Annotated in this window: 15 protein-coding genes; 13 read left to right on the top strand and 2 right to left on the bottom strand. The window is 41.6% G+C overall.

Annotated features, from left to right (window positions below):
- Window positions 1-567: 567 nt before the first annotated feature.
- The 10 genes from trhA to FD12_RS11690 all read left to right on the top strand — a co-directional run bounded on the left by trhA (window position 568) and on the right by FD12_RS11690 (window position 10,708).
- The gene (gene trhA, locus FD12_RS11735) at window positions 568-1,218 is read left to right on the top strand and encodes a PAQR family membrane homeostasis protein TrhA (protein WP_056983289.1); all 651 of its coding nucleotides are present in this window, start codon (window positions 568-570) and stop codon (window positions 1,216-1,218) included.
- Between the two features lie 351 nt (window positions 1,219-1,569).
- Complete coding sequence (locus tag FD12_RS11730; protein WP_054748975.1) at window positions 1,570-2,004, top strand: hypothetical protein; 435 nt, start codon at window positions 1,570-1,572, stop codon at window positions 2,002-2,004.
- Window positions 2,005-2,402: 398 nt separating this feature from the next.
- On the top strand, window positions 2,403-2,900 hold the full coding sequence (locus FD12_RS11725) for a hypothetical protein (protein WP_056983288.1): 498 nt from the start codon (window positions 2,403-2,405) through the stop codon (window positions 2,898-2,900).
- A 219-nt stretch (window positions 2,901-3,119) separates the two neighbouring features.
- Window positions 3,120-3,941 (top strand): hypothetical protein, encoded by an 822-nt coding sequence (locus tag FD12_RS11720; RefSeq protein ID WP_056983287.1) that lies wholly within the window; start codon window positions 3,120-3,122, stop codon window positions 3,939-3,941.
- Between the two features lie 169 nt (window positions 3,942-4,110).
- Window positions 4,111-5,298, top strand: a complete 1,188-nt coding sequence (locus FD12_RS11715; protein WP_056983285.1) for an MFS transporter — start codon at window positions 4,111-4,113, stop codon at window positions 5,296-5,298.
- A gap of 39 nt (window positions 5,299-5,337) precedes the next feature.
- On the top strand, window positions 5,338-6,078 hold the full coding sequence (locus FD12_RS11710; protein WP_056983284.1) for a DUF975 family protein: 741 nt from the start codon (window positions 5,338-5,340) through the stop codon (window positions 6,076-6,078).
- Between the two features lie 445 nt (window positions 6,079-6,523).
- The gene (locus FD12_RS11705; RefSeq protein WP_056983282.1) at window positions 6,524-7,702 is read left to right on the top strand and encodes an iron-containing alcohol dehydrogenase; all 1,179 of its coding nucleotides are present in this window, start codon (window positions 6,524-6,526) and stop codon (window positions 7,700-7,702) included.
- Window positions 7,703-8,040: 338 nt separating this feature from the next.
- Window positions 8,041-8,553, top strand: a complete 513-nt coding sequence (locus FD12_RS11700) for a hypothetical protein (protein ID WP_054748972.1) — start codon at window positions 8,041-8,043, stop codon at window positions 8,551-8,553.
- Window positions 8,554-8,846: 293 nt separating this feature from the next.
- Window positions 8,847-9,830, top strand: a complete 984-nt coding sequence (rfbB, locus tag FD12_RS11695) for a dTDP-glucose 4,6-dehydratase (protein ID WP_056983280.1) — start codon at window positions 8,847-8,849, stop codon at window positions 9,828-9,830.
- A 14-nt stretch (window positions 9,831-9,844) separates the two neighbouring features.
- Window positions 9,845-10,708 (top strand): NAD(P)-dependent oxidoreductase, encoded by an 864-nt coding sequence (locus FD12_RS11690; protein WP_054748970.1) that lies wholly within the window; start codon window positions 9,845-9,847, stop codon window positions 10,706-10,708.
- A gap of 299 nt (window positions 10,709-11,007) precedes the next feature.
- Here the strand turns inward: FD12_RS11690 and FD12_RS11685 are convergent, their stop codons facing one another.
- On the bottom strand, window positions 11,008-11,202 hold the full coding sequence (locus FD12_RS11685) for a hypothetical protein (RefSeq protein WP_054748969.1): 195 nt from the start codon (window positions 11,200-11,202) through the stop codon (window positions 11,008-11,010).
- A gap of 181 nt (window positions 11,203-11,383) precedes the next feature.
- Here FD12_RS11685 and FD12_RS11680 point away from each other — a divergent pair, with 181 nt between their 5' ends.
- Window positions 11,384-11,821, top strand: a complete 438-nt coding sequence (locus tag FD12_RS11680; protein ID WP_056983278.1) for a MerR family transcriptional regulator — start codon at window positions 11,384-11,386, stop codon at window positions 11,819-11,821.
- 211 nt (window positions 11,822-12,032) lie between these two features.
- Here the strand turns inward: FD12_RS11680 and FD12_RS11675 are convergent, their stop codons facing one another.
- Complete coding sequence (locus tag FD12_RS11675) at window positions 12,033-12,242, bottom strand: hypothetical protein (protein WP_054748968.1); 210 nt, start codon at window positions 12,240-12,242, stop codon at window positions 12,033-12,035.
- A gap of 275 nt (window positions 12,243-12,517) precedes the next feature.
- Between FD12_RS11675 and FD12_RS11670 the strand changes: the two genes are divergently transcribed.
- Entirely contained in the window at window positions 12,518-13,171 is a 654-nt protein-coding gene (locus tag FD12_RS11670) for a snapalysin family zinc-dependent metalloprotease (protein WP_056983276.1), read from the top strand.
- 307 nt (window positions 13,172-13,478) lie between these two features.
- Window positions 13,479-14,735, top strand: coding sequence for a tyrosine--tRNA ligase (tyrS, locus tag FD12_RS11665; RefSeq protein ID WP_054748967.1), 1,257 nt, complete (start codon window positions 13,479-13,481; stop codon window positions 14,733-14,735).
- Window positions 14,736-15,126 lie beyond the last annotated feature (391 nt).

Here is a 15,126-nt window from a genome sequence, read left to right as displayed (position 1 = left end):
ATTTCTGTTGGTGGAGACTTATGCTCCGACTTTTAACCGCTTTGCTCCGCTCACTTACTTAGGACAGCTCCTCCAAGCAGAAGTCTGCATGTAAGCACCTTTGAGAAAAATTCCCAAACCCGGAATTTCTCCCAAAGGAGACTTACATTCCGACTTCTACCCGCTTGGATCCGCTCACTTACTTAGGACAGCTCCTCCAGGCAGCAACCTGCACGTAAGCACCACAAGCAAAAATTCCAAAGACCGGAATTTCTCCTTGCGGCGACTTACGCTCCGGTTGCTAACCGCCTGGATCCGCTCACTTTAGGACAGCTCCTCCAGGCAGAGATCTGCATGTAAGCACCTCGAACAAAAATTCCCAAAACCGGAATTTCCGTTCGAGGAGACTTACACTCCGATCTCTAACCGCCTGGATCCGCTCACTTATTTCAGGACAGCTCCTCCAAGCAATAATCTGCATATAAGCACCTTCTGCAAAAATCCCCAAAACCGGGATTTCTGCAGAAGGAGACTTATATTCCGATTATTCCCGCTTGGATCCGCTCACTATTATCAGGAGGCGTCATCATGAAAAATGGAACCGTCAAAATTACCAAACAGCAAATTGTATATGAGGTATTGAATGCCGTCACCCATGGGGTCTCCTTTGTTGTTGGGGTAGGGCTGTCAATCATGCTGCTCATCAGGGCATATCATGACAAGTTATCCACCGCAGCGATTACCAGCCTGATTATTTATAGTATGACTGTGCTGTCACTCTATTTAGCGTCAACGTTGCTTCATTGTTTTGTGTTTACGCGGGCAAAACGGATTTTCCAGATTTTAGACCACAGTAATATTTTCCTATTAATTGCCGGTACTTACACCCCGTACTGCATTATCTTTGTGAATAATATTTGGGGAAATATCTTATTGGCAAGTGTTTGGACGTTGGCGTTAGCTGGCATCATCAGCCACATCGTGTTTCATGGTAAATACCAAAAAACGGAGACCACCATTTATGTGCTGATGGGTTGGTTATGCATGTTTTTGGGGAAAGAATTATACGCCAATTTGAGTACAAGTGGCTTTTGGCTGTTGGTAGCCGGTGGGGTGATCTTCACGACCGGGGCAGTCATCTATAGTTTCCCAAGAATTCCCGGCCTACACTTGATTTGGCATTTCTTCGTGATGGCTGGGACGTTGACAATGTTTTTATCCATCTATATGAATGTTTAATGGTGAACGCCTGGATATGCTTTCTGGAATGGTCAGTTAGATACTGGCGTCGATTCTTTGACCCTGTTGAGGCAGTTTCCTGACCGCCATTTTTCAGAAGATCCAACGTAAAATTATTTCATTTAGCAATTTTTGTAGTCATCCAGTAATGTGTTTGCAAAATGAGCCTGGTTATTTTCAGTCGCTGGTCAAATAGCGGCCAACTTTTTTCATAAAATATCGCTAAAACATTGATAAAACGCCACTGGTAGGATCATCTATCAGTGACTTTTTTTGTAAAATAATTGTAGTCAGATGTTTAAATTCAAATGATTCAATGCATGATATACTTTTATGCAAGGAGGTGCGATCATGAAAAAGTTACGTTTATTAGTCCTCGCTGCACTTATTGTCTTTGGTATTAGTCTGTCCATGAACCCGGTTGAAGCTCAAGCGAGTTCTTCTACGACGACTCCCAAGGCACTCCGAGGAACTTGGTATGAGTACAAAGGTGACAAGAAGTTCAATGTCATTAAAATCACTACCCATAGTTTCACAGCCAACGGTAAGACCTACACCCCTTCTAAATCGGGCTATCGAAAGTTACAAGTATCGAAATGGGGTAGTTGGTATTCATTTAATAAGACCAGCTCAGATTCAAAAGATTTGGGTCAATATAAGACCAAGAAGAAGCTTATTGGTGGGTCTTATAAAAATGTGCTCGTGAAGTATAAGGGCGTGGGCACTTACCATGTCTTCCCAACCAACAAGTATTATCGAAATTATTCATATAGTGTGTTGGATTAATGTGAGTCCCAGAGTTGGTGGACACGTTACTGAATTCTGACACTTTTCCAATTTGAGTGTAAAACTTAAAATCCTCAAAGGTGAATGGGCTTCGTTCATCTTCGGGGATTTTTTGAGTGATGAAATAGCCTTTGTAAACATAGTTGCAAAATGCCATGTCATTTTCAAAGTGATAATGTTCGTATTTTAATGGCTTGTCCGATATAATTAGTTCAGGAATATATTACAGAATGTTTATCCTAGGTTGATTAGTTGTGGGAAATGATTTTAAAGCACGAGTTCGAAATTTTAAGATTTTGCTTGTCACCTTGGTTTACACCCTTTTCTAGGATTGTTTCGACACAACTGGTTCTAGCCTGGCTTGTTCATCACTCGCTTTTTAAGGAGGCCATTTTATCATGAAAAAATCATTAGCTGCCGCTGTCATGACGTTGATTGTGCCCTTAGTACTTGCTGGGTGTGCCCCTAAATCTAACAATCAAAGTCAATCAAAATCAAGTTCTTCCAGCAGCACTCAAACCACTGCCCAAAGTGATTCACAAAGTTCTTCGGCGACAACGGCCAATCAGACGACTGGACCGCGGGCCTTAAAGGTCCAATATCAAGCTGCTTCTTTCACAACCACTTTGGATCATGAATATTACGAGGAACATCTTTATAAGTATGTTCCCGGTTCAGTCGACCGCAACAAGACCTACACTTGGGATTCTAAGAATGTTTCAACCCAAACCAAAGTTCATGTTGATAAAAAGGCAATTGCAACTTTCAAGGATGAGGATGACCACGAAAACGAACACGAAACATTCTATCGAATTAAATTAGGAAATGCCGCCCAGAAGTATTGGGTTAATGATGACGTCCTGCAAAACGACCATGAGAATGATTATGACGACTGATTGGCCATAATGGTTGCAATTTTTTCCGGAAGGTTGTATATTATGGACAATCAAAAAAGGAGGTGATGCTTTTTGACAAGTGGAATATCTCATAAAGCATCAGCTGTGGAGAACGAATTAAAATAGTTGATGTTTAAGAGAAAGAGCCGGCGAAATACAAATCGCCGGTTTTTTTGTACCATTAACTATTTGAATGAGGTAGAGATTGGAGTGATTGGGATGACTGGCATATTGCAATGGGCAGCAACCTATGCGTTAAGTGCGCTATATTATTTCGTTTTCTGGGTGTTTAGTCGGGGAAATGCAATTAACGGCGGCAATGATCTTTCGCCCATCTTTGATTGGTTTAATATCATCAACGCCGTTGGATTATTTCCAATTTCTTCCATGTGGTTCAGAAATATCTTACATAAAGTTGGTCATCAAACGCATCTTGGTGGGTTGCCAATGGATCGCGGAAACGGTCCGACATATTTTACCCCGCTGAAAAATGGCAACCAATCCCGATTTATTTTGGGTGGAATCGATACGGCGCTGTTTAAAAATGCCGAATTGCTCGTTATTTACCTGATTAATTATGTGGTGGCATTGCCGTTGTTTATTCTCCTCAGCCTATCGCAGCTTTTCGGCTGGCAGTTATTTGAGCGCATTATTTTAGCCATTGAAAAATACCGGTATCAAGAAAAAATGAAGTTGGCAGAATTTGTGAAACCGATCGACGTTGACGAAATTACGAGGCTATTCAACGAGCATCAAGCTGGCATTGTGTTTATCGGTTCTCCTGACGATGTGATGAGTCGCATGATTGCCGAACGGATTATCGGCGCGGGCAAATTGAATTCCGTGGTGATCCATTATTTTGACGTTGCCAAGGCGACTGATGAACAGAATCAAATGGTTTTATCAAAGCTTCATTTATACAGTTCCCCCAATCAACTGCCGGCACTTGTTCGAATTGGAAGTGATGGATCGGTGTCGCCCGTTGATTTTGATCGAATTGATGAAGTGATTCGGCTTTGGGCTGAGAATCCGGACAAGTAAATGACGTTGCGGATTGCTAATCACCGCGCGTTACACGCTCAATATTACAGCCACATTAAATAATTAAACTGTTAGCGTTTTTACAAAACTTTAACCTAGCGACTTTCAGAAAAACACTGTAAGATATGAAAGGTTGAGTTTCAAAAAACGAATAAGGAGATGAAAATCGATGAGACAGTTTAAAGTTCAAAGCTTTGTGTTGGTTCTGATTGCATTTGTGTTGGGGTTCAGTGAATTCCTGATTGTGGGGATTTTGGATGATCTTGGCACGCAATTCGATGTGCCGGTTGCAACCGTTGGCTACTTAGTCACTATTTTTGCAATTGTGTATGCCATTAGTACCCCATTTATCACGATTCTAATCAGTCGCTACAACTTGTTTGCTGGATTACTGGCCATGATGGGAATCTTTACCCTTGGCAACATCCTCAGCTTTTTCGCCACCAACTTTGTCTTTCTGGCAATTTCACGAATCGTGACCGCTTCGGTTGCCGGTGCCGCCATTTCGCTTGGATTAACCTTTGCGGGTTATATTGCGCCAATGCCAAAGCGTGGCTGGCTGTTATCATGGGTTTTCTCAGGATTCAGTATTGCATCGGTTGTCGGGGTGCCGCTGGGAACCTGGATCTCCACTAACTTTGGCTGGCGGATCTCGTTTTTAACTGTGATTGTGATTAGTCTGGTTACCGTTGGCCTGATTGTGCTGAGCTTGCCACGGGATTTGAAAGTTAAAGAAAGCAGTATTAAAGGGCAAATTTCCCTTTTTAAGGACAAACGGATTCGAATCGGCATGCTGCTGCCGATGTTTAATTTGGCAGCGATCTATGTTTTCTACACATACTTGCGCCCGATCATTACGACGCAGTTGCAGTTCTCAATTGGGACGTTGACAATTTTATTATCTGTATTTGGAATCTCTAATATCATTGGCAACCTTGCGAGTGGTCGATTGAGTGAAGGACCTGGTATGCGCGCCATCCCCGGCGTTTTCATTGCCCAGTTCATTTTGATGATGCTGATGCCAGTTGCTTTCAATTATAGCTGGGTCGGGGTGGTTGTTTTATTCCTGGTCATTTTCACGATGCCACTATTAAATTCCCCGATTCAACTATTCTTCTTGCAAGTAGCCGAAAAGGATTATCCTCAATCTATCGTTCTGGCATCGTCGCTCAACTCGATTTTTTCCAACTTTGGTATCGCCTTAGGTTCAGCAACCGGTGGGGTGATTGTGTCAAATTTCAGTTTGGATGGCGTTGGCCCTGGTGGTGCCGTTTATGCAGTTGTCGCGTTTGGATTAGTCGTAGCTTTAAACCGCATGACCCAAAAATTATTTCAATCTCACAGACCAAACGTGTAAAATAAGACTATCAACGACCAAGTACCAAAGGGAGGTTCTATGGACCGAATTAGTTTAAAACTTGAATCTAAACGACTATTATCAAGTCATTTTCCATTTTTTGTGATCTTATTTTTACCCGTGATTATTTTACAGTTTGGCAATTCCTTTGCCAGTTCAATGATTGATGTGCAGTCAAAGGCGTTTCAGAATACCTACGCCATGCTCCTTGAAGGGGACATGAACGCTGGTACTGAAAACTTGCTGCTGATTTTTGCCATTATGGCTTTATTAGGAATCATTATTAGTTTGCTGTCTGCAGGGATGACCTTTGCCAGCATCGATTTGTTGCGAAATAAGGCTAAATTTGATCAGCCAATGACCAAATCGTTTACGATCTTGAATAATGGCACTTATTTTATCAGTGCGATTATCATGGGAATCTTGACAACAATCATGATTTTTTTGTGGTCGCTTTTGTTCGTGATTCCTGGGATTATCAAGAGTTTCTCTTACGTTCAAGCATTAAACATCTATCGTGATGCATTAGACGCTGGCAAACCAATCGGGTATTTTGAGGCAATCACCAAAAGCCGACAGATGATGGCTGGGCATAAGATGGAATACTTCATTTTGGCCTTAAGTTTTATTGGCTGGTACATTCTGGAAGGTTTGTCATTTGGCGTTTTGTCATTTTGGGTATTGCCGTATACGCAGTTGGCTTTCGCAAACTTTTACGTCAAGATCGCCGATGATTCCCAGTCAGAAGATTTAACCAGTATTTTTGATCATCAAGCGTGATCGAGATTGGGACGGAATCTGGTTTGGTCCCGAAATTGAAACGAAGGCGGCCGTGCATTCTAGTTTTGGGATGCACGGCAGTTTTTGTATGAACAGTGGGGGTCGTGGTATGTTGCAATCCCTGATCTGGATCACAATAGTATGTATCGTTAACTTCGTAAGCTAGCGAAAGTGGCTCGGGCGGAAATTGTCCGGTCACTTTTTTGTTTCAAATAGTGGTTTTCCTTCACAAAGGTTGATTTACAAACGTTTTCAATCATCATGATACTTTATTGTGTTATTCTGGGTTTAATTGTTCAATCCTTGATATACCAACGCTTATAGAACCTGCTAAAAAAGATTTGACAATCAAAAAATATTTGTGAAATTATTTACAAAAGCAAGTGGGAATGCTACGATGTAACTGGTTTCAAATCTGAGTGAATTACATTGGAGGATCCTTATAATGAAAGAAAATTTTGACTTTTTAATGCCTAGTGTGAACTTTTTTGGTAAAGGCGTTATTGAAAAAATTGGTGATCGGGCTAAGATGCTGAACATGAAGAAGCCTTTGGTCGTGACTGACACCGTTTTGCGTTCAATGGAAAATGGCCCAGTTGCTCAGACCCTTGCTTCATTGGACAAAGCCGGGGTTCCTTACGTCATTTATGATGGTGTCGAACCCAACCCGAAGATTCGTAACATCCAAGAGGGGAAGCAGGTTTACCTGGACAACGACTGTGACAGCATTATCACTGTCGGTGGGGGTTCCTCTCATGACTGTGGTAAAGGGATCGGCATTATTTTGACAAATGGGGATGACATTACCAAGTTAGCTGGGATTGAAACTCTCAGCAACCCATTGCCACCATTAATGGCCGTTAACACGACTGCTGGCACTGCTTCAGAATTGACCCGTCACTGTGTCATTACAAATGAAAAGACGAAACTGAAGTTCGTTGTGGTCTCATGGCGAAATGTGCCGTTGGTTTCATTTAACGACCCAATGCTGATGCTGGATGTTCCGGCAAATTTAACTGCGGCAACTGGAATGGACACATTTGTTCAAGCAATTGAACCATATGTTTCAACCAACCGAAATGAAATAACCGATGGCCAGTGTGTTGAAGCAATCAAATTAGTTGAAGAGAGTTTGCGAGAAGCATACGCCAACGGTCACAATGTCGAAGCACGAACCAAGATGGTTGAAGCTGAAATGTTAGGCGGGATGGCCTTCAATAATGCTGATTTGGGATATGTTCACGCAATGGCACATCAATTAGGTGGTCAATATGACGCCCCACATGGTGTCTGCTGTGCAATGTTATTGCCAATCGTTGAAAAATATAACATTATTGCCTGCCCAGAGCGATTTGCACAATTAGCCGAGATTATGGGTGAGAATACAGAGGGCTTGTCAGTTCGTGAAGCAGCTGACCTGTCAATCAAGGCAATGCGCCAAATGTGTGATGACGTCAATATTCCACGGAGCATCAAGTCAATTGGGGCAAAACCAGAAGACTTTGAATTGATGGCTGAAAACGCCTTGAAGGATGGCAATGCCTTCTCGAATCCTCGCAAGGGAACCAAAGAAGATATCGTGAAGTTGTTCCAAGAAACTTACGATATGCCAGAACGCGACTAGGATCTGGTGCGTTTTGCCTATCACCCGAAACAAACAATCTGATATTGGGATGAAAGGCGTTTTGATCCCAGAATTTAACGCAAAGGACCAATTATTCCTGTGATTTTGGAATAATTGGTCCTTTGCGTTAAACGGCCGGGATCAGCTGTTTGGCTCAATAGTTTCTGAAAGCTGGCGTAGTCTGATTACTGATATTATGGTTGCCTAATGATGACAATAAAATTTCTTCAAAAATTCAAACATAATTCATGACATTTCACAAATATTCAGGTATCATTATGGTGTTGATAAGGATACGATTTAATAATTAGGATTTTTGATATTGGAAGGTGAGACACATGAGACGAGGACTTTTTGTAGATGCCGGCTTGCTTTTGTTGATTCCCATTAGCATCGTGGGCTTTTCAATGAGTATTGAAAGTGATCGAAGCACATATAGGACAACTCAAACGGCTAAAGTGAATGATATTGCCACGACTACTGACACAGAATATACCAATGATGATGCTAATGATAACCTTAAGGTCCAGCCGATGGACTTCAGTGTGTCCCGGGTGTATCGAGTGAAATATAGTAACACCAAGTTTAGGACGACATTAGACGATGATTACCGTGAAGAGCGACTTTACCGCTATGTTCCAGGTTCTAAGAAGGCCAATCGAACTTATAGTTGGTCCAAGATTAAAGCTAAAGTTGGCAAACGGGTCTATGTCGATAAAAAAGCCAAGGTCTACTATCGTGAAGATGACGGTGAAAGGGATACCGAAGACTTCTATCGGATCCGAACTTCTAACAGTAACAAAGCTCAGAAATACTGGGTAAATGAAGATGCAGTTGAAATAGACGATTAATTTTCACTTGGTCATCAGTCACCTTGGAGCTAGAATTTAAGTGAAAAAAGTAATGCATTCTGGTTTTGGAATGCATTACTTTTTTTGCTTAAATGGCGGGGATCAGCCGTTTGTCGCAAGTTTTATCGATATCAGAATGGCAAGCCAAGTTGCATTTATGAATACTTTGTCAACTCATATCTCAGCTTCAAAACACTAAGTGCCCCAGTCTGTCTGAAAATGGATTTTGACAATGATAAAAGTGTGTTAACTTAGGGGTATAGACATCATGTGACAACAGTAGGAGGAAAATGATGAATATTTTAGTCACCGGTGGGGCCGGCTTCATTGGCTCAAATTTCATCCGTTATGTATTGAAAACCGATTCGGGAGATTGCGTCATTAATCTGGACGCACTCACATATGCTGGTAATCTGACAAATTTAAGTAGCGTCCAAAATAATTCCAGGTACTTATTTGTCCATGGCAATATCGCTGATGAGACACTCGTTGGCAAGCTTTTAGCCGATTATCACATTGGCGCCGTGGTTAACTTTGCGGCCGAATCCCACGTAGATCGCTCAATTTTAAATCCTCGTCAATTTGTAGAAAGTAATTATGGTGGGGTCAGCATTTTTTTGAATTGCCTGAAGAAGTTTCCGGGAACCCGGTTTATTCAAGTTTCTACCGACGAGGTCTATGGGAGTGCACTTAACGGGCAAACCTTTTCAGAAACAGATTCGCTTAATCCAAGCTCCCCATACGCAGCAACCAAAGCCGGTGCCGATTTGCTTGCCTTATCGTATTACAAGACATTTGGAATGGCCGTTTGCATCACTCGGTCAGCTAACAACTATGGTCCATATCAGTTCCCAGAAAAGTTAGTCCCATTGATGATCAGTCATGCGGTCATGGGAGAGAGGCTTCCGGTTTATGGCGATGGGCAAAACGTTCGCGACTGGTTGAATGTGCTTGATAATTGCCGGGGAATCGATGCTGTTTTGCACCGTGGAAAGCCTGGCGGGGTTTATAATATAGCCGGTCACAATTATCACAGTAATCTCGATATCGTTAAACTCATTTTGGCTCATTTGGGGCTGTCAACGTCTGCGATTCAGTATGTAGCTGATCGACCAGCTAACGATGAGCTTTATGCGATCGATGATAGTAAGATTCGGACCCAGTTAGGGTGGACGCCACAAGTCAACTTTGACCGTGGGATGGCTCAAACAATTGATTGGTACAAAAATAACAGGGACTGGTGGCAGCCCCTGCTTGCAAAGGTTAAAAATAGATAGTTTGAGGTGAAAATATGAAAATTGGATTTATTGGCACTGGTGTCATGGGAACAGGAATGATTAATAACCTACTTGCTGCTGGCTATGAGGTGACCGTCTATAACCGAACCAAGGCTCATGCCAAAACGGTTTTAGAAAATGGAGCGACTTGGCAGGATTCCTCAAAAGAAGTCGCACAGGCAAGTGACGTTGTGATCACAATTGTTGGATTTCCAAAGGATGTTGAGGCGGTCTATTTCAGTGACCAAGGAATCTTTGCCGGATTAGGCACTAAAAAGACAGCGATTGATATGACTACCAGTTCACCGATTTTAGCAAAAAGAATTGCCAATTACGGTGCCAGTCATCAAATTAATGTGCTTGATGCCCCGGTATCCGGTGGGGATGTTGGTGCTAAGAATGGAACCCTCACCATTATGGTCGGTGGGAAATTTGACACCTTCAAGAAGATGGAACCAATTTTCCAAGCAATGGGCACGTCAATCCGCAGATTTGGTGAGGCAGGTCAAGGCCAGAATGCGAAGATGGCCAATCAAATCATGGTTGCAGGCACGATGACCGGCATGATTGAGGCCTTGGCTTATGCGAAAACCGCTGGCTTAGACCTTGATCAGATGATTCAAACCATTGATGGCGGGGCGGCAGCCAATTGGAGTATGGCCAACTATGGCCCCAGAATTTTGAAGGATGACTTGAACCCGGGCTTTGCTGCAAAACACTTTCTAAAAGACTTACGAATTGCCTTGGAGGTTGCAGATGAAATGCACATTGAGTTACCGGCCACCCAGAAAGCCAAGGATCTGTACGAAAAGATGGTTGATCAAATGAAACTGGGAAATCTGGGAACGCAAGGACTGATTAAGCTGTATGAGAAATAATGTAATGGATTTCCGAAAAACAGGCCTTGAAATTGGAGTACATGGCCGATTACTAATTTAACTTGTTGATTCCACAACAACTATGAAGATGCTGGGATATATGTTGATTTTAAATCAGTGATCATCATTTGGATCGCCATTGGTATTCAGATAAAAGCTGCGCCAAACGGCTGATTTCGGCCATTGAACAAGAAAAAACCAGTTATTCCTAATTTTGAAATAACTGGTTTTTCTTGTTCAGTTCTGGGATTAAAACGCTGTTGTCTCAGTCTATTCTTTTAACTACCGTGTGTTCATGGTTATTTTTTATCCCGGCGGCGTTGATTGGCTTCGATTACGTTAATGACCACCGAAATCAGCAAGAAGATCCCAGCCAGGATAATGAAGCCAACTTTCACATTATCGGCAAACGACGAGCGTTGAATTAGAAATGCAATTAAAATTGATAAAACGAGTGAAATATCTGCCACAATTAATCTTGGGGAAAAACCCATTAGAAGTCATTCCTTTCTTTTCACTGCATTATAACAAATTGGCTCCCATAGGAATAGTGGGAGATGCCAGTCATTGTAAAATTGGTTGACAAGCCTATTTGGTAATTTGCCAATCGTGGTAGGTCTGATATAATTGCAATGAGATCATTGTTCGAAACAAAATTTGAATTGGGTGGGCAAAATGACAGATTTAAATCCTGATGAGTCATTTATCGATACGAATAAGCTGATTTTTGGCATTGGCCAGGTTCAAAAAATCACCGGTGTTTCTGGGCGCCAGCTTCGTTACTGGGAGTCACAGAAGTATATTGCGCCCATTGATCAGGAAAAAGGCGTCTCCCGACAATATTCACTCCATACCTTATTTTTGATTTTCCATATTAATCGATTTATCAAAAAAGGGTTTACATTACAAGCTGCCGTCGATCATGCTCGGCAATTTGACGCCCAGATTCCGGCTTTACGTCAGTTTCTTCGAAGCCAGTTGAAAGGGGTTGAAACTGGCCCCAATAGAACATTACTCGACCTAGGCTACCTGAATGCCGAACACGCACAACGAGTTTATGGGGTGATCGATAAAACAGGTGAGACGTCTTTTGAAATTAAGGATGTTAAGTGAGATTGCGACGAAAGGCGATCTGATCCCAAAATTTAAGTGAAAAAAGCAACGTATTCTGGTTTTTGAATGCGTTGCTTTTTTGGCTTAAAAGGCAAGGATCAGCCGTTTCTCGCAAATTTTATCAATATCAGAATGGAGCCAGGTTGCATTTATCAACAAATTGCCAACTAATATCTCAACTCGAATTGATATTCCCCAAAACGTTGGTTGCTTATACGCCTTGATCATCGAAGTGCTTGTACAGGCCGATGATGGTTTTGTCATCCAAGTCGATTGGTTTACCATCTAATGTGACACTTTGAATTTTATAGTAATCCTCTAAGTCTGGAACTTCCAGCCGCTGATTTGCCATGAAGTCCTGTGCTGATTTGTATTCGATTGTTTCAGTCGAGTTGCCACTTTCGTACGCAATTTTTAACATATGAGTCGCTTTCTTTCTATGATAGTAGTCTTTGAATAATTGTTTCTAAATTTATTCTAGAGTTTCCGCTTACAAAACTCAACAAACAAGGCTTTGAATATTTTGTGAAGATAGTTTGAAAATTCGTAGAGTTTAAAGTTGAGAGTCAGCTATAGGAGATGATATATTATTATCAAGGGGAACGGAGGAGCGAATTTAAAACGATTGACTACTCTTCCGATCAATTAAATATTCTGACGCTTATGATGACTGACATTTATTCAAGGGGGAGTTAAATGTTTAACTTTAAGCATTTTTTTGTTGTTGTGATGATGGTATTGGTTGGCTTTATTGGGATGGCTGCACATTCGGATGATGTGTCGGCAGCACAAACAATCAGATTTACCAGCGCAATGCATACAAACAAAAATTTGACTTACAAGGGAACCATTAAGTATTACGTTAAAGGGGATGCGAAGAAATATCAGGCGGATATCAACTACGCTGCTAATCGTTGGAACAAGGCATTGGGGAGAAAAGTGCTGCGGCCAACCAACAGTCAAAGTGGTTCCAGACTTGTGTTTACGGGGACAAACAAGCTTGGAGCCGGGTACGCGGGGATGGCTGAGATTAATAGCGGCGTGATCGCCTTAAATAATTCCTGGATGAATCGATATAGCAACCAAAAGCAGCGCGCTGTCGTGATTCATGAATTAGGTCATACATTTGGGACCAAAGACCTTTACAATTATCCGGATGCTTCATTAAGAAACACGTTTAAGAAGCAAACGATTATGGGCGGTAATTATTCAACCAACATCAAAACTTTTGATGCCAAGTTGGCAAAATGGACGTTATCAAAGACGCGCAGCATGTCAGCAACTGAGTTTAATCATTATCGTTCAAATAAAGGGCTTTATTACCAACAAATGCTTCATGGCCAACTTTAATTTGTCTCTGAAATCCATTGACATTAGTGGGCTGACCATCTATCATTAACTTATTGTTTGTGGATGTTGAATCAGTAAAGTAATTAGTTAATTCGAGAATCCAGAAACTTGGCGGGGATGTGAGCCAAGCGGTTGACTAATGAATTTACAGCTGAGGAGTCCATTACGTTTAGTTAGACGAGTCATTTCGTTACCAATGATATGAGCGATTATTGGCTTTTGCCGGTAATAACTTGGGTGGTAACGCGGAAATTTCGTCCCTGGCATTTATTGTCAGGGACTTTTTATATTTAGGAGGAATTTTTGAATGAACATTTTAGATGAGCTGAAGTGGCGTGGCGCGATTAATCAAGAAACCGATCACGATGGGCTGAATGATTTGGTGAACAAGAAGTCGGTTGGGATTTATGTCGGAATTGATCCAACGGGGGATAGCATGCATATTGGGCATTTAATTCCCTTTATGATTTTGAAACGGTTCCAGTTGGCTGGTCACCATCCGGTAATTGTCATTGGTGGTGGGACTGGCGCAATTGGTGATCCAAGTGGTAAGAAATCTGAGCGGGTTCTCCAAACGATGGATCAGGTTAAGCACAATGAAGCAGCTTTAACTAGCCAAATGGAAAACTTATTCGGTCAAGATGGTAAGTTTGAAATTGTTAATAACTATGATTGGCTTTCCAAGCTGTCACTGCTGGATTTCTTGAGAGATTATGGTAAGTTGTTTAACGTTAACACCATGTTGAATAAAGAAATTGTCGCTAGTCGACTGGAAGTTGGCATTTCGTTTACGGAATTTACATACCAAATTTTACAATCAATCGATTTTCTTCATCTATACCGACACAATGATGTCCAAGTTCAACTGGGTGGTGCGGATCAGTGGGGAAATATTACCTCTGGAACTGATTTGATCCATAAAGTTGAAGGTGCTGATGCTCAGGTGTTTGGCTTAACCATTCCATTGTTGCTCAAATCAGACGGCACTAAGTTTGGCAAGTCCGAAGGCGGTAATGTTTGGCTTGATCCTGAGAAGACCACGCCATACGAATTTTACCAATTCTGGATTAACCAAGATGATCGCGATGTGATTCGTTATCTCAAGTATTTCACATTCTTGAGTCAAGACGAAATTGCCGAGTTGGCAAAAAAGGTCGAAACCGCCCCTGAAAAGCGGGAAGCACAACGAAAATTGGCTGAAGAGGTTACTGAGTTTGTTCATGGTAAAGCAGCTGTTGAACAGGCGGAACATATTTCGGCAGCCCTATTCTCGGGTGATGTTTCAAAGCTGACAACTGCGGAAATTGAACAGGGATTCAAAAATATGCCAACAGTGGAAGTGTCCGCTGAACCGCTTAACATTGTTCAATGGTTGGTTGATTCAACTAAAATTGAATCATCACGGCGTCAAGCGAGAGAAGATATTAATAACGGGGCGATTAGGATTAACGGCGAAAAAATTCAAGACGTTGATTTTATGATCGATCCATCTAAAAAATTCGACGGTAAGTTTGTGATTGTCCGCCGTGGTAAGAAGAAGTACTTCTTAGCCAGGGTCAAGTAAGCATTTCAAGACAAATCAATTTGATTTGTCTTTTTTTGTTGACATCGTCTTTAAAAGCCGGTATATTATTTAGTGCGGCTTTTGATAAGTTCATTTTTTAAAAGTTGTGGAATTACAAAAAATCATTGACACTTAATCGTCATCATGATAGTATTAAATAGTTGTCAAAAGCGATGAACAAGCGCTTACGACGACTTAGTAGACCTTTGAAAACTGAACAAAATTTTCGACAGACAAATGTGCAGGGCGTTCCGATTCATTTCGGAACCAAACATTTGCGAAGTCAATTCGTAAAACAAGTAATAAATATAATCATGAGCTACAACAGGCTTATCATTTTAAGATGAGAGTTTGATCCTGGCTCAGGACGAACGCTGGCGGCGTGCCTAAT

It is taken from the genome of Lentilactobacillus rapi DSM 19907 = JCM 15042, assembly GCF_001436255.1.
Taxonomy (GTDB): Bacteria; Bacillota; Bacilli; order Lactobacillales; family Lactobacillaceae; genus Lentilactobacillus; species Lentilactobacillus rapi.
Note: the sequence above shows the minus strand (reverse complement) of the source record. Positions and strands in the feature narration are given on the sequence as shown.